Consider the following 22,719-nt stretch of genomic DNA (forward strand, 5'->3'; position numbering starts at 1 on the left):
GACGGTCCGTCAGGAACCGACGGGCTTGTTGGGCAGGTTCCGGCCCTCGGCCAGCAGGCGCAGGGTGCTGATCGACGGGGTGAAGGCGTAGAGCGCGCCGGTGGTGCGGACGAAGCGCTTCATGTCGACGGTGCCGTGGGTGCCGTCCTCCAGACCGATCGAGGCGGGCCCGGCGAGGCCGACGACCTTGTCGAGGCCGTTGGGCGTGGTCTTCCCGGCCTTCGGGTCGCCGGGGGTGAAGTCGGGGTTGTCGGCCCAGTGCTGCTGGAGCAGCTCGAACTGCTGCTCCAGCGAGGTGCCGTAGCAGACGAACATCAGCCCGCGGTCCTTGCGGTCGTCCGCGCCGCCCTTGAACTCGGGGCCGTACGGGATGCCGCGGCGCATCAGGCGGTGGCTGCGGGGTTTGTGGTCGTTGACGCCGGCGAAGGCGCGGGGGTGGGTGCGGCGGATGTGCGCGACCCACGGGGTGTGCCGGCCGGCAGGGTCGTTGAGGTAGTCGAAGTCGTTGCGGTCGGAGCCGAGCCCGGTGACGGTGTCGCGGGCCGGGGCGAGCGGGGTGCCGTCCTTGAGCCGGCCGACCAGGCAGGAGCCGAGGCGGGTGGCGTCCATCGTCCCGGTGAACTCCTTGACGCCGTCGCTCACCGCGCGGTTCCAGCCCGCGACGTCCTGGCGCAGGCGGCGCACCACCTGGAGCGAGCCGTTCTTCATCCAGGCGGGCGCCGCGCGGTCGCCCGCTTCGCTCTTGTGGCCGAAGACGAACTCGCCGGGTTCGATCATCTCGGTGCCGGCGCGGTTGTCGCGGATGCCCTTGCGGTCGGGGTCCTCGCGGTGGAAGTCCTTCACGCCGGGCTGCGAGATGCCGTCCTTGTAGCCGAAGTGCTCGTGTCCGCGGAGCGCGCCGGTCAGGGTGCGGCCCCGGTCGACGTGGACGCGGCCGATCCGGTGGGCGTGTTCGACGGCGTCGAGGTTCTTCAGCTTCTCGGTCAGCAGTTCCTCGGTGTCCGCGGCGACGATCAGGACGGCGTGCACGACCTGGTCGCCGGTGCCCGCGCCGAACAGCCAGGTCTTCGGGTCGCTGTCGCCGGTGTCGCCGAGGTCGGCGGCCCGGGCGGCCGCGCCCGCGGTGAACGCGGGGAAGGCGGCGAGGTCCTTCCCGACCTGGTCGGGCTTGGCGGCGACGGTGATCAGGCCGTCGAAGGTGAGGGAGACGCCGCAGCGGACGGTGGTCATCAGCGGGTCGCGGCCGAAAGCGCGGCGGGCCAGCGAGAACTGCTCGTTGAAGTCCTCGGTCTCGACGGTCGTCGCGACGGTGTTGAGGATCGCGGAGAGCCAGCCGCGGCCCGTGGCGGCGTCCGGGAAGTGCAGGTAACGGAAGTCGGTGAAGTCCTTGTTGAACGCCGCCAGGATGTTGCCCTGGATGTCGGTGTCGGTGCGGAGCTTCGGCCGGGGGAGCTGTTCGACGGACGGGACGGCGGTGGGACGGGCGGAGGTGGTGGTCACGCGCGGGCTCCTCGGTCGCAGGCACGGCTGATCACATGGCGCGGTCGGCTCGACACTCCACGTTGCCGGGCGGTCGCGCGCGCCGCCAACCGGACATCGGCCTTCCGAACGCCGCCGGGAGCCGCAGGGGCCTTCGGGCGGGCCGATGGTGCGTCACCGAACCGAACCGAACGGATCCGAATCGAACCGAACGGATCCGAGTCGAACCGAACGGATCCGAGTCGAACGGGGCCGGGGCCGGGGCCGGGGCCGGGAACGGGTGAGGCCGCCGGCGGTGTGCCGGCGGCCTCGGGTTGGGAACGGGCGGGGTCAGGTGTGGGGGCTGCGGGCGGAGGTTACGGGTGGAAGCTCATCTCCGGGTTGGCGGCGGTCGGCCCGTCGAGGAGCGGCTGCGGCCTGCCCTTCAGCTGGAGGTCGAAGAACGCCGCCACGTACTGGCGGGTCAGCTGGAGGCCGCGGGCGCCGGTGACGGTGGTGCCGGGAGGCTGCGGGATGCCCAGCGCCTCGGCGAAGAACGGAATGTCGGTGAAGGTGCTGTGGTTGGAGCCGTCCATCGTCAGCCAGCGCTTCCAGCCGTCGAGGCGCTCCCAGGTGTCCGTCCAGCTGGGGTCCTCGGGGCCGTCCAGCGGGTGGCCGATCATCATGAAGGCCTTGCCGTGCAGGCCGGTGGCGGGGACGGGGGAGTCCATGCTGCCGTCGAGGTTCACGCCGGCGCGGATCCGGGGGTCGGAGGCCAGGGCGGGTACGGCCGCCGCGCCGCCGGCCGAGTGGCCGCCGGTGCCGATCCGGTCGCGGTCGATCAGGTGCGCGTACTGCCAGGCCGGGTGCGGGCGGGCGGTGAGCTGGTCGATGACGAAGGAGATGTCCTTGGCCCGGCTCTCGTCCAGCCCGGCCCAGTCGTCCGGGGTCAGCCTGCCGCACATGACACAGGTGGTGGTGTGGCCGTCGGGGAAGGTCTCTCCGGAGTTCTCGTAGGTGTGGTCGACCAGGGCGACGACGTATCCGCGGCTGGTCAAGTCCTCGGCCAGGGCGGTCAGTTCGGTGCGCGGCATGGTGAAGCCGGGGGAGAGCACCACGAGCGGGAAGCGGCCGTGCTGCGGGAGCGCGTCGGTCCGGGACCAGGTCCGGGTGCCGGTGACCGCCTCGGTGGGGACGGTGTTGCCGGGCACCTTCAGGTCGAGCATCAGCCGGGCCGCTTCGGGCGTCATGTACGGGGCGGGCCCGCCGGTGCCCCGCTCGGCGGGGTAGTACATCGACACCATCAGCTGGCGCGGGCCCGCGGACGGCACCCACGGGTCGGTGCGGTTCCGGTCCACCAGGTGCAGGATCTGCCGTCCGACCGCGTACGGCCCGGTGGGACGCGGGAGTTCGACGTGCACCCCCGCCGTGACAGTGGCGGAGGCGGAGGCGGAGGCGGAGGCGGTGGCCGGGGCGGGCGCGGCCAGTGCGGGTGCGGCGGCGACGACGGACAGCGGGAGGGCGAGCAGCAGGGCTGCTGCGGCGGCGGTGCGACGGAGTGCGGTCATGGCGATCACCGTAGGTTGCCAGTACGGGAGTTGACGTCACGTCAGAGATGTAAGGGATTCCACCGAGGGCGGGCCGGGGCGGAGCGGCGGCCCCCTAGGGGAGGGTGCGTCGGCGGGAGGAGACTTGATCGGGGACGCACCACTCTGGCGTCACGGTTGACAGTGCGCAATCATGGTGGTCACCTGTTGACGCGCATAGATCGGACGAGCGGCCCTGCCGCGCGCCGTGGCGTGCAGTGACGGTCGGTCATGCCCGTTTCCCCGAGCGGAAGGACGATGCCGTATGCCGGATCGAATGGGTGCCGCGCCTCCGGGGTGGGGGCGGGCCGTCGACGGAAATTCCGGCGGCCTTTACCGGAGTTGATGCTCCCGTTGCCTTCGCATTGCTCGTTCGCATTGCCGTCCGAGTGTGCGCGGTAATCGGTGGAACGGTAGGGGACGGGTGAGGTTTGCGCTCATCGTCCGTGCACGTATCGCCCGGTCGGGAAGCCTCGCGACCTCGACCCATGCTCAAGGCTGGGCGTCCGGGGAAGGTTGCCGGACGGTCATGAAAGTGTTTGCGGAAATTCGCTGAAAGGCCGCTCCTGGCCATTGACGTGACTCAGTGTCAGCTCGTACGGTCTGGCCTTGTCGTACTGGGCGGTAGCGGCCGAGCGAATGGGCCGGCCGAAAGCTGCGCCGAGTCGCCGTGGAAACCGTGTGGGTCGTGCTCCATCGATGGTCGCCGAGTGAATTCGGCATGCCTACGGACGGTCACGGGAGAGAGTCGGAAGGAGGGTAGGGTGGACGTGGCAGCGGAAGCCGGAGCCGGCAGCGGCGCCAGATTCACCGTGCTCGGCCTGTTGGCGATCGCCGACCACCGGGAGACCGCGGTCCTCCAACCCTCCAAGCCCGCCTCGCTGTTGGCGGCCCTGCTGACCAGACCGAACGCGGTCGTGCCGGTGGAGTCGCTGCAACGGGCGATCTGGGGCGAGGAGATCCCGGCGACCGCCAAGGCCGCCCTGCACTCCTGCGTGCTGCGACTGAGACGGCTGTTCGCCAAGTACGGCATCTCCGGCTCCACCATCGAGGCGCTCCCCGGCGGCTACCGGATGGCCGTCGACGCCCGCACCCTGGACCTGCTGGAGTTCCGCGAGCTGCTCGCCCGGGCCGGACGGACCGCCGACCCGTCCGCCGAACTCGCCCTGCTGCGTGCCGCGTTGGCCCTGTGGCAGTCGCCCGTGCTGGGCAACGTGCACTCCGACGTGCTGCACCGCGAGGAGGTGCCGCGGCTCTCCGAGGAGTGGCTGCGCACCGTCGAACGGGTCTACGACATCGAGCTCGCGCTCGGACGATGTCGCGACGTGCTGTCCGAACTGTGGCCGCTCGCCAGATCGCACCCCTCCCACGAACGGTTCTGGGAACAGCTGATCGAGGCCCTGCACCGCACCGGCCGGCGCGCCGACGCGCTCGCCGAGTACCGGTGGGTCCGCGACCACCTGCGCGAGGAACTCGGCGTCGAACCCGGACCGTCCCTGCAACGCCTCGAACTCGCCGTCCTGCGCGGCGAATCACTGACCCCCGACACCCCGCCGGCCGTCCGGGAACCCGGCGCCGTCCGACTCCGCGCAGCGGCCGAGCCCGCCCGCGAACCGGACGGGACGACCGTCCCCGCCCCCGGCGAAGCCGTCCTGGCCGGACTGGTGCAGGCCGGGCTGCTCGCCGAAGGCCCCTGCGGGCACTACCACGTGCACGAGCTGCTACGGGCCTTCACCCTTGCCGCGGCGGGCAGTTGGGTCCGCGCCCCGGGGGAGCAGGACCCGGCGCCGCCCGCATCCTGCGCCTGACCGCTTCCCGTCCGTGCGGCCCCGAGCCGCTCCGCTCGCGTACCACTGAGGTGTGAGGGACATGCCCCCGTTCGAGGAGATCGCCGACAGCCGTCCACGGATCCGGCGCGACGTGCTGTACACCCAGACCCCCGAGGGGGTGCTCTTCCACAACGCCCACGGCGGCTTCGGCGTCACCGCCAAGGACGCCTACCGCTTCGCCTCGCTGATCGTGCCGCACCTCAACGGGCAGCACACCGTCGCCGAGATCAGCCAGGGCTTCGGCGAGCACCACCGCACCATGCTCGCCGAACTCGTCCGCACCCTCTACACCCGCGGCTTCGCCCGCGACGCCGGCCCCGCCCCCGAGGGCCCCTCGCCGCTCACCCCCGAGGCCGCCGCGCGTTTCGGCCCGCAGATCGAGTACATCGACCACTACACCGGCGACGCCGAGGAGCGCTTCCACCGCTTCCGCGACACCCGGGTCGCCGTCCTCGGCGACGACGAACTCGCCCGCTGGGCCGTGCTCAGCCTGATCCGCAACGGCTGCGCCGCCGTCGGCGTGCTCCCCGCACTGACCGAACTCGCCGGCTGGGCCGAGATCGAGACCGAGGCCGCCGCCCTCGCCAAGGCCGGCTGCCCCGTCCACCTGGCCACCCTCGCCGCCCCCGGCGACGGGCCCGGCTGGGCCGAACTCGACGGCCACGACCTGGTGTTGGTCACCGGCCCGGCCGGCCACCGGCAGACCGCCGACCTGCTGGAGGCCGGTATCCCCGACGGCCGGATGCTGCTTCCGGCCTGGACGATCGGCGGCAACGCCGTCATCGGCCCGCTGATGTCCGCCGACCGCACCGGCTGCTGGACCTGCGCCGCACTGCGCCTCGGCGCCGGTGCCCGGGCCGGCGACGCCGCCGAACTGTGGGCCGCCCTCTCCCCGCTCGCCCCGCTGACCACCGGCAGCCGGCAGCCGCACGGCCCGCTCGCCGCGATGCTCGGCAACCTGCTCGGCTACGAGGTCTTCCGGATCACCACCGGCGCCCTGCCCGCCGAGACCGACGGACGCCTGCTCGTCCAGGACCTCGACTCGCTCGACGTCGTCGGCGAACCCCTGCACCCGCACCCGCGCTGCCCGCGCTGCGCCGCCCCGCACGACGCCGACCTCGCCGGCCTCGACCTGACCGGCCTTGATCTGGCCGGAGCCGGACGCGAGGAGGACTTCTCCGCCGAGGAGGGCGCCTCCGAAGCCGCGCTCGCCGAGATCGACGACCGCGCCGTGCTGGTCGGCCCGCACGCCGGCGTGTTCGCCCGCTACGCCGACGACGACTGGCGGCAGACCCCGCTGAAGGCCGGCACCGTCACCCTGAACCTCGCCCCCGGCGTCACCCGCACCGTCTCCGCCGGCGACATCCACCACGTCGCCGGAGCCCGCCTGCGCGCCCTCTACCGCGCCGCCGAGGTCTACGTCGAGCACGCCGTGCCCGCCACCCCGGCCGCCGAAGGCGCCGAACTCGACCGAGTACGACCGGAGTTGCTGAGCACCGCCAGCGGCCTGCCGGCCGGCACCGTCCGCGACTGGAGCGAGGCCACCTCGCTGCTCACCGGCGCGCGGGCACTCGTCCCCGTCGCCGCGCTGCACACCTTCGGCCCGCACAACCGCGACCGCGCCTTCGAGGCCACCTCGGCCGGCACCGGCGCGGGCGGCACCCTCGCCGAGGCCACCGCCCGCGGCCTGCGCACCGCCCTCGGCCACGACGCGCTGCGCCGCGCCCTGCGCGGGCGCCTCGCGCCGCTGGCCCTCCCGGCGGAGATCCTCCAGCAGGACGCGCAGCTCGCGTTCCTGGCCCGCTCGGCGCACAACCACGGCCTGGAACCGGAGTTGCTGCTGCTCGGCGGCCCCGACGAGCCGCTGCCGGTGGTGCTGGCCCGCGCTGCCGACGCCGACGCCGCCGGCGCCTCCCGCTGGACGCTCGGCAGCGGCCTCGGCCTGCGCGACGCCGTGCTGGAGGCCGTCCGCGACCTGCTCGCCGCCGTCCAGCTCGACCGCGACCCGGCCGCCGCCGCCCACGGCGGGACGGACACCGGCGACCCGCTGATCGGCGAACTCGACCCGACCGTGCTGACGCCCGCCGGGACGGCCGGGGCGCAGCTCGGCGAGACCCTGGAGTGGACGCAGGTGCTGGAGCGGCTGCGCGCCGCCAGCCGCGACGTCCTGCTGGCCCCGTACGGCCCGGCCGACCTGCGGGCCGGTCGGATCGAGGTGGTCAAGGTGCTGCTCACGGACGGGACTTCGGATGCCTGAGGACGTCCTCGACCATCCGTCCGGCGCGGAGGCGGCGGAGGCAGTGGTGGCGGCGGCTGCGACGGTGGCGTTCGCCGGGCCGTGGGGTGAGTTCTTCGCCGACCTGGCGGGCGGGTTGGCGGACCACCGGGTCGAACTGGCGCTGCTCGGCGCGCGGGACGAGCTGACGGTCGGCGCGCCGGAGCGGCGCGGCGGATGGCTGGCGCCGGTGCACCTGTACGGCCACCACGCCACCGTCGGACCGGACAGCCCGGACAGCCCGGACAGCCCGGACAGCCCGGACAGCCCGGACGGCCCGGACGGTTCGGAGCGTCCGGACGGTTGGCCCGTGGACGGCGGCCAGGCCTCGCCGTGCCCGCGCTGCCTCGCACGGCGCTGGCAGGCGGTGCGGTCCGGGCAGCTGCGCGACGCGCTGGAACTCGGGTCCGGCACCCGGGCGGCGGGCCGCCCGCCGTTCGCGGTGCCGTTCCTGACCGACGCGCTGGCCGCGCTGCTCGCGGCGCGCGCCGAGCGCGGCCCGCGGGAGCTCGACGGGCTGCCCGTGGTGCACCTGCTGGACCTGGAGACGCTGCGGGTAAGCGGTTTCCCGCTGCTCACGGACGCCGAGTGTCCGCGCTGCGAGCACCGCGTCGAGGACAGCGCGGAGGCCGCCCGGATCGACCTGGCGAGCCGCCCCAAGCGGGCCCGCGACGACTTCCGGCTGCGGCCGGTGGAGGACTACGGGCTGTCGCTGCCCGCGTTCGTCAACCCCGTCGCGGGGATGCTCGGGCCGTCGGTGGTGCCGGACCTGGTGTCCGCCTCCACTTCCTCCACGGTGGGCTGTTTCACCATGCGTTCCGGCGACTACCTGCGCGAGTGCTTCTGGGGCGGCCACACCGCCGGCTACCGGGCCAGCACCGAGGTCGGCCTGCTGGAAGGGCTGGAGCGGTTCGCCGGGATGCGGGCGCGCGGCAGGCGGACCAACGTCGTCGCCGCCCTGGACGACCTCGGCGAGCAGGCGCTCGACCCGCGCACCTGCGGCCTGTACACCGACGAGTTCCACCGGACCACCGGCGTCCGGCCGTTCTCGCCCAGCACCCCGATCCCGTGGGTGTGGGGCTGGTCGCTGCGCGACGAACGGCCGCTGCTGGTACCGGAGATCCTGCCGTACTACCACGCGCCCGGCGGGCTCACCAACCGCTTCGTGCAGGAGAGTTCGAACGGCTGCGCGTCCGGCGGCAGCCTGGAGGAGGCGATCTACTTCGGGCTGATGGAGGCCGTCGAACGCGACGCCTTCCTGCTCGCCTGGTACGGGCAACTCGACCTGCCCGAACTCGACGGCCGCAGTAGCAGCCGCCCGCAGACCAGGGCGATGGTCGACCGGCTGGAGATGTACGGCTACCGCGCCCGGTTCTTCGACACCCGGATCACCTTCCCGGTCCCGGTGGTGACCGCCGTCGCCGAACGCGTCGACGGCGGCCCCGGACGGCTCTGCTTCGGCGCGGGCGCGAGCCTCGACCCGGAGGCGGCGCTCTGGGCCGGCCTGTGCGAGATCGCCACCGACGCCGTCAACCTGCGCAGCCGCACCGCCCGCGAGGAGCGGCGACTGCGCGCCATGGCGGAGGACTTCGACCAGGTACGGGTCCTGCACGACCACCCGCTGGTCTACGGCCTGCCCGAGATGGCGAAGTACGCCGACTTCCTGCTGAAGCGCCAGGAGGCGCCGCGGCCGGTGTCGACGCTGCGGGACGGCTCGATCGCCCCGTCCGACGACCTCCGCGAGGACCTGCGGCACTGCGTCGACGCGGTCGCCGCGGCCGGGTTCGACGTGGTGGTGGTCGACCAGACCATGCCCGAACAGCGGGCCTCCGGCCTGCACACCGCCTCGGTGCTGGTGCCCGGACTGCTGCCGATCGACTTCGGCTGGCAGCGCCAACGCGCTCTCACCATGCCCCGGCTGCGGACCGCGCCCCGCGAGGCCGGCCTGCGCCCGCACGACCTGCGGACGGACCAGCTCAACCCCGCACCGCACCCCTTCCCCTGAGCCCCGCCGCGCCCGGCACCGCGCCCTCGCACGGCGCCGGGCGGCACGAGAGAGGAACGAACATGGGCTACGCCCGCGCGTACGCGTCCGCGGTGCTGTGGCGCGGCCGGGTCCCGATGGAGCCCGCCGACTTCGTGCCCGACTGGGCCGACCGCCCGCGCAAGGACAAGTACTTCCCCGACGCGCCGCACTTCCCGCTGCCCGACTGCCCGCCCGGACCGGCCGCCTCGGCCGCCCGCGGCCTGTTCGGTCCGCGCGGCGAGGACGGCTTCACGCTGCCGCTGCTCGGCGGCATGCTCCGCGACTCCTACGGCCTGACGGGCCGCCGGCTCGGCGTGCAGGCCAACTCCGACCTCGGCACGCTGCCCCGCTACCCGCACGCCAACTTCTCCCGGGGCACCGCGTCCGGCGGCGGCCTCTACCCGATCGGCATCCACTGGGTCAGCGGCCCGAGCGGACCGCTCACCCCCGGCGTGCACCACTACTCCACGCCGCACCACTCGATGCGGCGGCTGCTGACCGGCGACGTCACGCCCGACGTGCGGGCGGCGCTCGGCGGCCTCGCCGAGGACTGCGACCAATTCCTGGTCCTCACCGTCAAGTTCTGGCAGAACGCCTTCAAGTACAACAGCTTCGCGTACCACGTGGTCACCATGGACACCGGCGCGCTGCTGGAGACCTGGCGGATCTGGGCCGGCGCGCAGGGCCTGCACCTGGGCGCGGCACTCTGGTTCGACGAGGAGCGGCTCGGCCGGCTGTTCGGCCTGAGCGCCGAGGAGGAGGGCGTGTTCGCCGTCGTCCCGCTGCGCTGGGCAGGCGGGCCGGCCGGCGCGCTGCCCGCGACGCCCACCGGCGCGCTGCCCGCGACGCCCACCGGCGCGGTCGTGCGGGCCAAGGAACAGGAGCGGTCGCGGCTCGTGCTCGGGTTCGAGACCGTCCGGCGGATCCACGAGGCCACCCTGGAGGGCGCGGCCGAGCGGCCCGCCGCCGGGGTGCTGGACGCGGCGCTGGAGGAGGCCTGGGCCCGGTTGCGCGCGGCGGCCGAACCGGCCGGGCCCGTCGGCGAGCCGGTCCGGCTGCCCGAGCCGCAGCAGCCGTCGATGGGCGTGCGCGAGGCGCTGCGCGCGCGGCGCAGCAGCTTCGGCCGGTTCACCGGCAGGCCCGCGATGAGCGCCGGGCAGCTGTCCACCGCGCTTGCCGCCGCCGCGTCCGCCGGACGGCTGGAGGGATGCGAGGAGGGGCCCGCGACGGCCTCGCTGACGCGGCTGCACGTGTTCGTCAACCACGTCGAGGGCGTGCCCGCCGGCGCGTACGCGTACGACGCCGAGGCGCGCACGCTGCGGCCCGTGAAGGCGGGCCCGCAGGGCTGGTTCCTGCAGCGCAACTACTTCCTCGACAACTACAACCTGGAGCAGGCCGGGGCGCTGATCCTGGTCAGCGCGCCCACCCCGGCCGTGCTGGACGCCGTCGGCGACCGGGGCCTGCGCCTGGTGAACGCCGCCGTCGGGGCCGCCTCGCAGGCGCTGTACACGGTCGCCCCGGCGGCCGGACTGGCCTGCGGCGTGGCGCTCGGCTTCGACTCCGTCTCCTACACCGAGCACCTGGGCCTCGTCGACGGCGAGGAACTGCCGCTGCTGATCATGATGATCGGTCAGGAGCACCGCAGCCCGGCCGACTTCGACCACGCGATCGCCTGAACGGCGGAGGAACGTTGACCACCACTGTGACCGCGGGGAGCGCCGGGCGCCAGGACCGGCCCACCGGCCGGGCCCTGGGCCTCGGGCCCCGCTTCATGCTGCGCGCCGGCGGCCTGCCGGTCGAGGCCGTGCACGGTCTTCGCTCGGACGAAGTCTTCGGCTGGGCCGAGGAGTTGGCGGCCGAGGAGGAGCGCCTGTCCGAGCTCGGGGCCCGGCTCGGCGACCCGCTCTCGGTGCTCGTCAAGCTCGCGCCGGATGCCGAGGGCCGGCGGCGGGTGCTGGACCTGCGGCGCAGGGTGTTCAACAACCGGATGCCCGCCGATCCCGCCGCGGCGCTCGCCATGGTGCGGCAACTCGACCGGGACGCTGCCGAGTTGCTCGCCCAGTGGCTGCCCGCCCGGCAGCGCCTGGCGCAGCTGCGGGAGGCCGGCGGGCCCGCGTTCGAGCGTGAACTCGTCCGCACCCGGGCCGAGTTGCGCCGCCTGGCTGGGCTGGACGAGCTGCGGCTCGGCCTGCTGCTGGCCTCGCCGTCGCTGGAGGCCCGCCTCGACGGCATCGGCGCGCCCAGCGCCGCGCCGGACAAGCGGACCCGCAAGATGGAACGCTCGCTGCTGTCGTACCTGTACCGGACGGCGTGCAAGACCAGCCCGTTCAGCACCTTCACGCCCGTCGCCGTCGGCGCCTTCGACGACTCCCACGACGGGTTCGAGGTGGCGCTCGGCGAGGCGCGCGGCAGCCACCCCAGGCTGAACGTGGTGGTGCTGGCCCGGCTCGCCGAACTGGTCGCCGCCGACCCGCAGCGCCGCGCCGACCTGCCGGTGGCCCCCGCCTCCGGCATGGAACTGACCGAGGACCGGGTCCGCTACGTGCGGCGCTCGGTGACGGCCGGCGACTCCGGCGCGGCGGTGAGCTTCGACGCGGCCCGCGACCGGCTGTTCTTTCTACGCCTGAGCGGCGTGCTGGAACGGCTGCTTGAGGTGTTCCGGCAGCGCCCGGAGATCCGCTTCGGCGAACTCGCGGCCGAGCTCGCCGCACAGCTCGGCACGGACGGCGATCCGGCCGACGCGGGCGACGCGCGACGGTACCTGGACGCGCTGCTGGAGGTCGGCATCCTCCAACTCCCGCTGCTCGCCACGGATGTGCACACCGCCGACCCGGTGCGCGCGTTCCGGCAGGCGCTGCGCTCGCTGGAGCGGCCCTGGGCGGACGCCGTCGCCGACCGGCTCGCCGGACCGATCGCCGCCCTGGAGCGCTGGCCGGCCGCCGACGTCCCGACCCGACGGGCGCTGCTCGCCGAGATGCGCGCCGAACTCGCCGCCATACAACGGGAGTTGGGCGACGAGAAGGCGGCCGTCCCGCAGACCCTGCTGTACGAGGACGTCGACGCGGGCGAGACTGCGGCCGACGCCCGGCGGTGGGCCGCACTGGCGGCCGAGCCGCTGGCCGAACTCACCCGAATCCTCCCGGTGTTCGACCTTGGCCTGGCCCAACGGCTCACCCTGAAGGGCTTCTTCCTCGCCCGGCACGGCCGCGGCGGCCGCAGCGACGACCTGCTGCAGCTGGTGCACGACTTCCACGAGGACATCTTCAACCAGTACCTGCAGTTCACCGCCGCCAAGCCCGGCGAGGCCGAACACCGCGGCTACCCCGCCGAGGAGAACTGGCTCGGCCAGCCGCAGATCACCGCCCTCGACCGGGCGCGCGCCGAACTGGCCCGCCGGATGCGCGCATCCTTCGCACAACTGCCGGACAGCGCTGAGGAGTTGACGCTCGACGACGCGGACCTCGACGCCGTGGCGGAGCAACTCGGCACGCCCGCGGGCGGGTTCGCGCCGCACAGCCACTTCGTGCAGCTGTCCGCCCGGGACGGCGAGCCGCTGGTGGTGCTCAACCACTCCTACGGCGGCCTGTGCTTCCCGTTCACCCGCTTCACGCACTGCTTCGAGGGCGCCGCCGACGGCGCGGACCTGCCTGCGGACCCTCCCGCCGCCCTGCCCGCCGCCCTGCGCGGGACGCTGCGTGAGGTCGCGCCCGCGGGCGCGGTGCTCGCCGAGGTCACCGCGGGCGCCGCCACCACCAACCTGAACCTCCACGGGCGGCTCACCGACTACGAGTTGGTGTGCCCGGGCGAGACCAGCACCGCCCCCGAGGACGCGCAGATCCACCTGGACGACCTGTACGTCGAGCACGACCCGGACGCCGACCGGCTGGTGCTGCGCTCGCGCCGCCTCGGCGTCGAGGTCGTCCCGGTCTACCTCGGCTACCTGGTGCCGATGGTGCTGCCGGAGATCCCGCGCAGCCTGCTGCTGTTCTCGCCGACCTCCCGGGTGACGCCCGAGCTGTGGCGTGGCGTGCCCGCCGGCCCGGCCCCCGAGGGGGTCGCCCGCCGCCCCCGGGTCCGGTACGGCAGCCTGGTGCTGCACCGCCGCAACTGGACCGCCGACGCCGCGGCGCTGCCGCAACTCCCGCCGGGAGCAACCGAGTCGGAGCGATACCTGGAATGGCAGCGCTGGCGTCGCCGGCACCGGCTGCCCGTCCGGGTGTTCGCCCGGGCGTACCCCGAGGGGCCCGGCGTCCCCCTCGGGGTCGCCAAACCCCAGTACGTGGACTTCGCCAGCCCGCTGTCCCTGACCGCGCTGGACGCCATGCTCGCCGGCGGCGCCGGACGGCTGGTGCTGGAGGAGATGCTGCCCGGCGAGGACGCGCTGCACGTGCGCTCCGCGCGCGGCCGCCACGTCGCCGAACTGGCCCTGGAAGTCCTGCCGTTGGACCCGTCCCGGCCGTCGGCGCAGCACCGTGACGCGAACCAGCCCCGGCGAGGAGAGCCGAACCATGACTGACCTGCCGACCACCCCGGACGCCCCCGGCGACTGGCTCGCGCTGCACGTCTTCTACGCGGCCAGCCCGCGCCCGCTGCTGCTGCAGTGCGTGCGCCCGCTGGTCGCCGAACTCACCGAAGAGGGCCTGCTCGCCGGGCACTTCTTCATCAACTACTGGGTGGAGGGCCCGCACCTGCGCCTGCGCCTGCGGCCCGCCACCCCCGAGGCGGCCGAACAGGTCCGCGCACGTGCCGAGAGCGCCGTCGCCGAGTTCCTGCGCCGCCGCCCCGCGCTCTACCAGGTCGAGGACAGCTTCTTCGCGGAGCTCTACAACACCATGTTCGAGCTGGAGTTCACCCTGGAGGAACGCGCCGAACTCGTCGACGCCGACGGGAGGATGAGGCTGCGGGAGAACAACACCTTCAGCCGCGAACCGTACGAGCCCGAGTACGGCAAGTACGGCGGCCCGGCCGGCATCGACCTCGCCGAATGGCACTTCCAGCACTCCAGCGACCTGGTGATCGAAGCCACCCGCACCATGAACCTGCACCTGCGCACCGTGGTGCTGGGCCTGGCCGCGCAGCTGATGATGACCATGACGGCGTGCTTCCTCCCCGACGAGGACGCCCTGCTGACCTTCCTCGACCGCTACCACGCCTTCTGGAACCGCTCGTTCGAAGGCACCAACTACACCGCGCAGCAGGGCTACGACCGCGCCTACACCAGCATGGGCGACGCCCTGCCGGCCAGGTTCCGGGCGATCCGCGCCGCCGTCGTCGACGGCGCGCCCGAGCGGCTGCCCGCCGTGCTCCGCGGCTGGGCCGAGCACTGCCTCGACCTGCGCGAGCGCGCCGCCGGGGCGGCGCGCCGCGGCGAACTGGTCTTCCGCTCCTGGGACGGCGAACGCGACCTGACCGTCACCGACCCCGCCGAGGCGCTGCCGATGCTGCTGTTCCCGTACGCCCACATGACCAACAACCGGCTGTCGGTGACCGTCCGCGACGAGGCGTTCCTGTCGTACATCCTGGCCCGCGCCCTGCGCGAACCCGCGGTGGTCTCGTGAGCCACCGTCAACTCCTGGAGCAGCGGCCGAGGATCCGCCCCGAACTGCGGATCGCCCGGCCGCTGCGGCGCGGCGCCGCCGTCGTCCACCTGGTGCAGGACCCGGTCGGCGGACGGCAGTTGGAGCTCGGGCCGAAGGAACACTTCATCATCGCCCGGCTCGACGGCACCCGGACCCTCGCCGAGGTCGGCGACGCGTACGCGCAGCACTTCCGGGCCCGCCTGGGCGAACCGCAGTGGCAGCAGATGATGGGCCTGCTGTACACCCGCGGCCTGCTCGCAGACGCCCCCGTCCCGGTGCCGCCCAAGCCCGCCGGGCCGCCCCGCTCCGGCGTCCTCAGCGGCCGGGCCAAGCTGGTCTCCGACGCGCCCGCGCTGCTGGAGACCCTGCACCGCGCCACCGCCTTCGCCCGCCGCCGCGCCGTCCTGGCACCGCTGCTGGCGCTGGTCGCGGCGCTGCTGGTCGCCGTCGCCGTCCAGCTGCCCACGCTGATCGACGAGACCCGGCAGCTCGCCGAGAACCCCGTCGCGCTGTTCGCCGTCGGCACCCTGCTGTGGACCAGCCTCGCCCTGCACGAACTCGCCCACGGCCTGGTCGGCCACGCCTACGGCGGACGCGTCGGCGAGATCGGCCTGCGCTGGCGGCTGCCCATGACGTACCTGTACTGCGAGGTCGAGGACGTCCGGTTCTTCGCCCGCCGCCGCGAACAGATCGCCACCGCCGGGGCCGGCGCGATCGCCAACCTGGTGTTCCTGCTGCCCTTCTACCCCGCCTGGGCGCTGTTGCCCGCCCACGCCCAGGCCCGGCCGTTCCTCGGCGGACTGCTGCTGCTCGGCACCGCCGTCGCCCTCGGCAACCTGCTGCCGCTGCCCCCGCTGGACGGCTACAAGGCCCTCGGCTACGCCCTGGACACCCTCCAACTCGCCACCGAGAGCCGCACGTTCGCCACCGTCGCGGCCCGCGCCGCGATCCGCCGCGACGGCACCGAACTGCGCCGCTACCCCGCGCGACTGCGACTCGCGTACGGCGGCTACGCGCTCGGCTGCACCGTCCTGGCCGCCGCCCTGCTCGCCGCCGCGAGCGCCCTGCTGGCGGCCTGGTACGGCCCGCTCGCCGGGTGGCTGCCCGCGTTCTCGGTGGCGGCCGCACTGGCGCTGTGGGCGGCCGGCCGCGCCCTGCGGGCACTGCGGGAGGCAAGGAGCGGATGAGCGGCTCAACAGGGTTGCGCAACAGGGTGGGTGACGTGATGTCGGCATGTCGGCAAGGAGAGAGCACTGATGAGCACAGGTGACAAGCGCCCGGACGCGGCCGTGGCGCTGGACGGCGTCCGCAAGCGTTACGGGACCGTCCAGGCACTCGACGGAGTGTCGCTGACCGTGGAACGCGGCGAGTTCTTCGGCATCCTCGGCCCCAACGGCGCCGGCAAGACCACCCTGGTGGAGATCGTCGAGGGCCTGCGCACCCCCGACTCCGGCACCGTCAGCGTGCTCGGCGAAAGCCCCTGGCCGCGCAACACCCCACTGCTGCGCCGCCTCGGCATCCAGACCCAGAGCTCCGCGTTCTTCACCCGGCTCACCGCCCGGGAACACCTGGAGACCGTCGCCGCGCTCTACCGCCTGGACCGCCCCGCCGCGATCCGCGCCCTCGACCTCGTCGACCTCGGCGAACAGGCCGACCGCCGCGTCGACCAGCTCTCCGGCGGCCAGCGCCAACGCCTCGCCCTCGCCACCGCGCTCATCCACGACCCCGAGCTGATCTTCCTCGACGAGCCGACCGCCGCCCTCGACCCGGCCGCCCGGCGCTCCCTGTGGGAGGTGCTGCGCGCCCTCAAGGGCGACGGCCGCACCATCGTCTACACCACCCACCACCTCGACGAGGCCGAGGCGCTGTGCGACCGGGTCGCGATCGTCGCCCGCGGCGCCGTGCTCGCCGTCGACAGCCCCCGGCACCTGATCAAGTCCCTTGCCGCGCCCACCCGGCTGCGCGTCCCCGCCTACCGGCTCGGCGTCGACGACGTCCAGGGCCTCGCCGGCGTCGACACCGTCGCCGTCGAAGGCGGCGACCTGGTCCTCTCCACCCGCACGCCGAACCGACTGCTGCTCGCCCTCGGCGAACTCGTCGACCTGGAGGAGATCACCACCCGCACGGCGACCCTGGAAGACGCCTACCTGGAACTGACCGCAACGGAGCGCCGATCATGAACGCCTACACCGCAGTGACCAGGGCCAGCTACCTCGCCTACCTGCGCGACCGCACCTCGGTGATCTTCACCTTCGCGTTCCCGCTGGTCTTCCTGATCGTCTTCGGGATGATCTTCCAGGGGCAGTCGGTGGACGGCGGCCTGTCCTACATCAACTACATCGCGCCCGGCGTGCTCTCCTGGGGCATCGGCAACGCCGCCCTGTTCGGCGTCGCCTTCACCCTGATGCACTGGCGCCGCGACGACCTGCTGCGGCTGATCTGGCGCACCCCCACCCCGCTGCCCACCGTGCTCGGCGCCCGCTACGCCGTCGCCCTCGGCACCGGACTCGTCCAGGCCGTGCTGTTCACCGCCGTCGCCCTCGGCGCGTTCGGCCTGCACCTGTCCGGGTCCTGGCCGCTCGCCCTGCCCGTGCTGGTCTTCGGCATCACCGCCTTCGCCGCGCTCGGCCTGGTCGTCGGCACCCTCGCCAACACCCCCGAGGCGGTCGCCGCGATCGCCAACTGCGTGATGGTCCCGATGGCGTTCCTGTCCGGCGCGTTCTACCCGATCGACCTGATGCCCGGCTGGCTCCAGGGCCTCTCCCGCGCCCTGCCGCTGCGCTACTTCGACGAAGGCGTCACCGACACCATCGGCGGCCGCGGCGGCATCGCCCTGCCGTTCCTCGACTGCGCCGCCCTCACCGGCTTCACCCTGGTCTTCGCGCTGATCGCCGCCAAGACCTTCCGCTGGAGCAACCGCAACTGACGGACCGTCAACCCGCCTCTCAGGGCTGCCCGTTCGCGCGTCAACCCGCTTTTCAGGACTGCCCGTTCGCACGTCAACCCGCCTTTCAGGGCTGCCCGTTCGCGCGGCGGCCCCGACCCCACGTCCGCTCCCACCCCGGCCCTGCCCGGCCGGGGTCTCCCGGAGGCACCCGATGACCACCCCCGCCGAGGCCTCGTTCGAAGCCGCCAGGGACCGGATGGAACGCCGACTCGCCGAACGCGCCGCCGCCGACGGGCAGCCCGCGCCCGCCGTCGCCGTGCTCGGCGGCGCCGACCTGCTCCGCCCCGAGGCCGCCGACGCCGCCCGCCGGCGCGCCCGCTCCACCGTCCACCTCACCGCCCAGACCGTCCTGGTCGGCCCCTGGGGCGGCGACGACGATGCGCAGGCCTGCGGCACCTGCCTCGCCATGCGCTGGCAGCGGCTGCGCAGCCGCACCGAACGCGACGCCCTGGAGACCGGCCGCACCAGCACCCTGGCCGGCCCCGGCCTGCCCGCCCTGCCCGACCACGCCGTCGACGCTGTCTGGGCCCTGCACCGCCTCGCCGCCGACGCCACCGCCACCGCCACGGGACTGCCGCAGGTCTCCCGGCTCGACCTGGAGACCCTGCGCGTCCAGACCGTCCCGCTGCTCGCCGAACCGCTCTGCCCGACCTGCGCCACCGACAGCGCCTCGGACCCCGAACAGCCCGTGCTGCCGCTGCTCTCCCGCACCAAGCCCGCCCCCGACCGCCGCCGACTGCGCCCCGCCGACGGCTACGAGCTGCCCGAAGCCGCACTCGCCAACCCCGTCTGCGGCGTCCTCGGCGCCGGCACCTGGTCCGACGTCGTCTCGCCCACCACCGCGCCCGTCGCCGGCTCCGTCTTCATGCGCGGCTACGCCGGACTCACCGACGTCACCTGGAGCGGCCAGGCCAACTCCTTCCGGGCCAGCCGCTCGCTCGCCTTCCTGGAAGGCCTGGAACGCTACGCCGGCACCCACCGGCGCGGCAACGCCCCCATGCTGACCGACAGTTACCACAACCTCGGGGCCGCCGCGCTCGACCCGCGCGAGGTCGGCCTGTACAGCGAACAGACCTACCGCGACGACCCGATGCTCGGCCCGTTCGACCCCGACCGGCCGATCCCCTGGGTCCAGGGCTGGTCCCTGCGCGACCAGAAACCCGTCCTCGTCCCCGCCCGGCTCTGCTACTACAGCGCCGGCATCGCCGCCGACAACTTCGTCTTCGAATGCTCCAACGGCTGCGCCATCGGCAGCTGCCTGGAAGAGGCCATCCTCCACGGCCTGCTCGAACTGATCGAACGCGACGCCTTCCTGCTCGGCTGGTACGGCAACGCCCCGCTGCCCGAGATCGACCTCACCGCCGCCACCGGCCCCGCGCTGCGCGCCATGCTCGACCGGGCCGCGCTGCTCGGCTACGACGTGCACGCCTTCGACAACCGGATCGACCTCGCCGTCCCCGTCGTCACCGCGCTCGCCGTCCGCCGCGACGGCGGCCCCGGCACCCTCGCCTTCGCCGCCTCCGCCGGCTTCGACCCCGAGGACACCGTCGAATCCGCCGTCTCCGAGATCCTCACCTACATCCCGCACCTGCCCGGCCAGGTCCGCGAACGGCCCGCCGAACTCGCCGCGATGGCCGAGAACTTCGACCTGGTGCGCCGACTGCCCGACCACGCCGCCCTGTTCGGCCTGCCGCAGATGGCCGAGCACGCCCGCAGCTACCTGGAGCCCGCCGGGCCCGCCCGGCCCGCCGCCGAACTGTACGCCGACTGGGCCGAGACCTGCCCGCGCGGCACCGACCTCCTCGACGACCTGCTGTTCTGCCGCGACCGGTTCACCGACGCAGGCCACGACGTCATCGTCGTCGACCAGACCTCGCCCGAACAGCGCCGCCTCGGCCTGCACACCGTCTGCACCCTGGTGCCCGGACTGCTCCCCATCGACTTCGGCTGGACCCGCCAGCGGGCCCTCCGACTGCCGCGCCTGCGCACCGCGTTGAGGCGCGGCGGGCTGCGCGACAGCGACCTCGCCGAGGACGAACTGCGGCTCGTCCCGCACCCGTTCCCGTAACCCGGTGCCGGTGTCGGCCCCGTCCGCACAGCGCGGGCGGGGCCCGTCGCTCCTCGTTGCTCCTCGACGCGTTTTTGACGCCCGGAAACGGCCGATGGCCCCCCGCCCCGTGAGGGCGGAGGGCCACCGGACTGTTGCGCCGCAGGCTCAGGCGGTGCAGGAGGTGGTGCTGGTGGTGCTGGAGCAGGTGCTGGTGCTGGAGCAGGAGGTCGAGGAGCCCAGCATGACCTCGGAGGTGTCCGAGTAGTCGCTGATCTCGAAGGTCTCCGACTCGAGGTTCAGGATCTCCTGGGCCAGCGACGCGAGCGAAGTGTCAGCCATGGCACTTCTCCTTTCGGTGCAGGGGGCGGTCCGGCCGAAACGGCCGGACCGGGACGGAAGGAGCCGGCTGCGGTTCTCGCGAACCACCGCCGTGCACACATCAGTTCTATCGACAGCCGCTGGCAGCACCGGGCGAACCCTACTGACAAGTCACTGACACACCCACCGCCGCAGACCGCCGACGCAGCCCACCGACGAAGCCCGCCGAAGCAGCCCACCGACGCACCAGGAGTCCGCCCCGATGGCCACCGCCCCCTCCGCCGACGACCTCGCCCGCGCCGCCGAGCTCTACCTCGACCTGCATCGGCACCCCGAACTCTCCGGCGCCGAGGAACGCACCGCCGCCCGCTTCGGCGACCACCTGGCCGACGCCGGATACCGGGTGACGCGCGGCATCGGCGGCCACGGCGTCGCCGGCGCGCTGCGCAACGGCCCCGGGCCGGTGGTGCTGCTGCGCGCCGAACTCGACGCGCTGCCGGTCGCCGAACGCACCGGCCTGCCGTACGCCTCCACCGCCACCGGCCGCACCCCCGACGGCCGCGAGGTGCCGGTGATGCACGCCTGCGGCCACGACGTCCACCTCGCCTGCGCCGCCGGGGCCGCCGACGCCCTCGCCGCGACGCGTGCGCACTGGCGCGGCACCGTGCTGATGGTCGGCCAGCCCGCCGAGGAGACCCTGTCGGGCGCCCGGGCGATGCTGGAGGACGGCCTGTACCGGCGCTTCGAGCCGCCGTCGGCGGTGCTCGCCCAGCACACCGCGCCGCTGCCCGCCGGCATGGTCGCCCACGGCCGGGGCCCGATCACGGCCGGCAGCCGCACCCTGCGGGTGGTCATCCACGGCCGCGGCGGGCACGCCGGAGCACCCCAGCTGGCCCTGGACCCGGTGGTGGCCGCGGCGGCCGTGGTGCTGCGGCTCCAGTCGATCGTGGCCCAGGAGACGTCGCCCGCCGAGCAGTTGGTGGTCACCGTCGGCTCCCTGGAAGCCGGTGGCCAGGGCAACGTCGTCCCCGACCGGGCCGCCCTGACGGTGACCGTGCGGGGTTTCGGTGAGGAGACGCTGGAGCGGGCCTGCGCCGCGGTCCGGCGGATCGTCCGCGGCGAGGCCGCGGCGTCGGGCTGCCCGCGCGAGCCCGAGTTCGAGGAACTCTCCCGCTCCGGCGTCAACACCCCCGACCCGGGACTCGCCGCACAACTGCGCACCGCGCACCAGGAGTTGTTCGGTGCGGCCCGGGTCGCCGAGTGGCCGCCCGCGCTCGCCACCGAGGACTTCCCGCTGTTCGGACCGGCCGGCGAGAGCCTGCACGGGGTTCCCGGCATCCGCACCGCGTACTGGATGCTCGGCATGGTCGGCCCCGACCAGTGGGCGGCCGCCCCCGGCGCCGGCGCCGCGCAGAAGCTCGCCGCCCTGCCCGCCAACCACTCGCCCGAGTTCCGTCCCCAGGTCGGCGCCACCCTGCGCACCGGCATCGCCGCCCTGCACACGGCCGCCCTCGCCGCACTCGCCCGTCCGTAGCTGGGGCCCTGTTCGACGACGGGCGCCGCGACCGGAGGGCTCACCCGGACGGCGCGCGCGGTCAGGGGCGGCCGAGTCGGGACCGCAGGCGGCGGAAGAAGGTGCGGGCCGTCCGCAGTTCGGCGAGGTCGTGGGCGCCGGGCAGCGGAGGGGCGGGCTCGGCGTGCTGGACGGCGCGGAGACGGTCGAGGGCGTGCTGATGCATGGTGCTCACGCCGCCACCCTCCGCCACGGACGGCCCGCCGGTCCCGCCGATTGACGATCTCGGTCAACCGACCCGACGGCTTCCCCGCCCGGCCAGGCAGCGTGGGCCCCGCTCGGGACTGATCGTGACCGAACGCCCACGGCGGGTGTGTGGCAGGCCGTAAGGTCGTGCCGTGGTCGAGGTTCCCTTCCCGCAAGAGGCACCGGGCCGGGCGCTCCGTCAGCTGATGGGCGAGCCGGTGTGGGCGGCGATGGTCGGTGGGGCGACGGTGCGTCGTCATGCCATCGGCTCCACGTTGCTCAGGCAGGGGGAGGAGGGGCAGCACGTACTGGCGCTGCTCGGGGGCGTCGCGAAGGTGCTGCGGCGTGAACGCGGCGGCGAGCTCGCGCTGTTGGCGTTCCGGGGGCCCGGGGAGGTGCTCGGCGAGGTGGCCGTCCTCGATGGCGGGACCAGGTCGGCGAACGTCCTGTCCATCACCGACTGCACGGTCGCAGTCCTCCCCAAGCGGGCGTTCCTGCGCTTCGTCGCCGACCAGGACCTGTACCCCACCCTGGTGCGGTACGCCCTCGCGCGGCTGCGCGAATCCGACCTCGCCCGGGTCGGCGGCGACATACTGCCCCGCCTCGCCGCCGCGCTGCTCGCACTCGCCGAGCTGTCCGCCGGCCCGCCCGGGGAGCCCGGCCCGCCCGGAGCGACCGTCGAACTCGCGCTCACCCGCGAGGAGTTGGCGCAACACCTCGGCGTCTCCCGGAACACCGTCAGCGCCGGCCTCGGTGACCTCGGCCCGTTCGGCGTGCAGAGCGCGCGCAAGCGCATCCGGCTCACCGACCTGCCCGCGCTGCGCCGCGTCGTTCCGCAGCAGCACTGACGAACACCCGTTCGCGTGACTGCTGTCACGCTCCTTTCGCACTG

16 protein-coding genes are annotated in these 22,719 nt (G+C 74.0%); 12 read left to right on the forward strand and 4 right to left on the reverse strand.

Annotated features, from left to right (window positions below; translation table 11 throughout):
* Positions 1-9: 9 nt before the first annotated feature.
* Both AMK19_RS10065 and AMK19_RS35105 read right to left on the reverse strand, forming a co-directional pair.
* Entirely contained in the window at positions 10-1,500 is a 1,491-nt protein-coding gene (locus AMK19_RS10065) for a Dyp-type peroxidase (RefSeq protein WP_073810217.1), read from the reverse strand.
* 335 nt (positions 1,501-1,835) lie between these two features.
* Positions 1,836-3,026 carry an alpha/beta hydrolase family protein gene (locus tag AMK19_RS35105; RefSeq protein ID WP_073810219.1) on the reverse strand — a complete coding sequence of 397 codons (1,191 nt, stop codon included), beginning with the start codon at positions 3,024-3,026 and terminating at the stop codon, positions 1,836-1,838.
* A gap of 782 nt (positions 3,027-3,808) precedes the next feature.
* On the opposite strand from AMK19_RS35105, the gene AMK19_RS10075 reads away from it, so the two are divergent.
* The 10 genes from AMK19_RS10075 (at position 3,809) to AMK19_RS10120 (ending at position 19,768) form a co-directional block, all read left to right on the forward strand.
* Complete coding sequence (locus AMK19_RS10075) at positions 3,809-4,852, forward strand: AfsR/SARP family transcriptional regulator (protein ID WP_073810221.1); 1,044 nt, start codon at positions 3,809-3,811, stop codon at positions 4,850-4,852.
* Positions 4,853-4,913: 61 nt separating this feature from the next.
* Positions 4,914-7,130 (forward strand): TOMM precursor leader peptide-binding protein, encoded by a 2,217-nt coding sequence (locus tag AMK19_RS10080; RefSeq protein ID WP_073810222.1) that lies wholly within the window; start codon positions 4,914-4,916, stop codon positions 7,128-7,130.
* Positions 7,123-9,153, forward strand: a complete 2,031-nt coding sequence (locus tag AMK19_RS10085) for a TOMM precursor leader peptide-binding protein (protein ID WP_083646629.1) — start codon at positions 7,123-7,125, stop codon at positions 9,151-9,153. Before AMK19_RS10080 ends, AMK19_RS10085 begins: the two co-directional genes overlap by 8 nt.
* A gap of 62 nt (positions 9,154-9,215) precedes the next feature.
* Complete coding sequence (locus tag AMK19_RS10090) at positions 9,216-10,850, forward strand: nitroreductase family protein (protein WP_073810224.1); 1,635 nt, start codon at positions 9,216-9,218, stop codon at positions 10,848-10,850.
* Between the two features lie 14 nt (positions 10,851-10,864).
* Complete coding sequence (locus tag AMK19_RS10095) at positions 10,865-13,690, forward strand: lantibiotic dehydratase (protein ID WP_338015776.1); 2,826 nt, start codon at positions 10,865-10,867, stop codon at positions 13,688-13,690.
* Positions 13,683-14,732: a lantibiotic dehydratase C-terminal domain-containing protein gene (locus AMK19_RS10100; protein ID WP_073810225.1), complete on the forward strand. Its 1,050-nt coding sequence runs from the start codon at positions 13,683-13,685 to the stop codon at positions 14,730-14,732. The genes AMK19_RS10095 and AMK19_RS10100 overlap by 8 nt, the downstream gene beginning before the upstream one ends.
* Positions 14,729-15,940 (forward strand): hypothetical protein, encoded by a 1,212-nt coding sequence (locus tag AMK19_RS10105; protein ID WP_073810227.1) that lies wholly within the window; start codon positions 14,729-14,731, stop codon positions 15,938-15,940. Before AMK19_RS10100 ends, AMK19_RS10105 begins: the two co-directional genes overlap by 4 nt.
* A 69-nt stretch (positions 15,941-16,009) precedes the next feature.
* A complete protein-coding gene (locus AMK19_RS10110; protein WP_073810228.1) occupies positions 16,010-16,933 on the forward strand; it encodes an ABC transporter ATP-binding protein in 924 nt (307 codons plus the stop codon).
* Entirely contained in the window at positions 16,930-17,679 is a 750-nt protein-coding gene (locus AMK19_RS10115; RefSeq protein WP_073810230.1) for an ABC transporter permease, read from the forward strand. The genes AMK19_RS10110 and AMK19_RS10115 overlap by 4 nt, the downstream gene beginning before the upstream one ends.
* 172 nt (positions 17,680-17,851) lie before the next feature.
* The gene (locus AMK19_RS10120; RefSeq protein ID WP_073810232.1) at positions 17,852-19,768 is read left to right on the forward strand and encodes a TOMM precursor leader peptide-binding protein; all 1,917 of its coding nucleotides are present in this window, start codon (positions 17,852-17,854) and stop codon (positions 19,766-19,768) included.
* A 147-nt stretch (positions 19,769-19,915) separates the two neighbouring features.
* On the opposite strand, the gene AMK19_RS10125 is transcribed toward AMK19_RS10120, so the two are convergent.
* Entirely contained in the window at positions 19,916-20,089 is a 174-nt protein-coding gene (locus tag AMK19_RS10125; RefSeq protein WP_073810233.1) for a thiazolylpeptide-type bacteriocin, read from the reverse strand.
* 241 nt (positions 20,090-20,330) lie between these two features.
* Between AMK19_RS10125 and AMK19_RS10130 the strand changes: the two genes are divergently transcribed.
* Complete coding sequence (locus AMK19_RS10130) at positions 20,331-21,602, forward strand: amidohydrolase (protein ID WP_073810235.1); 1,272 nt, start codon at positions 20,331-20,333, stop codon at positions 21,600-21,602.
* A gap of 61 nt (positions 21,603-21,663) precedes the next feature.
* On the opposite strand, the gene AMK19_RS35905 is transcribed toward AMK19_RS10130, so the two are convergent.
* Positions 21,664-21,816 (reverse strand): hypothetical protein, encoded by a 153-nt coding sequence (locus AMK19_RS35905; RefSeq protein ID WP_158071883.1) that lies wholly within the window; start codon positions 21,814-21,816, stop codon positions 21,664-21,666.
* 163 nt (positions 21,817-21,979) lie between these two features.
* Here AMK19_RS35905 and AMK19_RS10135 point away from each other — a divergent pair, with 163 nt between their 5' ends.
* Positions 21,980-22,675, forward strand: coding sequence for a Crp/Fnr family transcriptional regulator (locus tag AMK19_RS10135; RefSeq protein ID WP_241844326.1), 696 nt, complete (start codon positions 21,980-21,982; stop codon positions 22,673-22,675).
* The last annotated feature ends 44 nt before the right edge of the window (positions 22,676-22,719 follow it).

This window comes from Kitasatospora sp. CB01950, assembly GCF_001905465.1.
In the GTDB taxonomy this organism is placed as follows: Bacteria; Actinomycetota; Actinomycetes; order Streptomycetales; family Streptomycetaceae; genus Kitasatospora.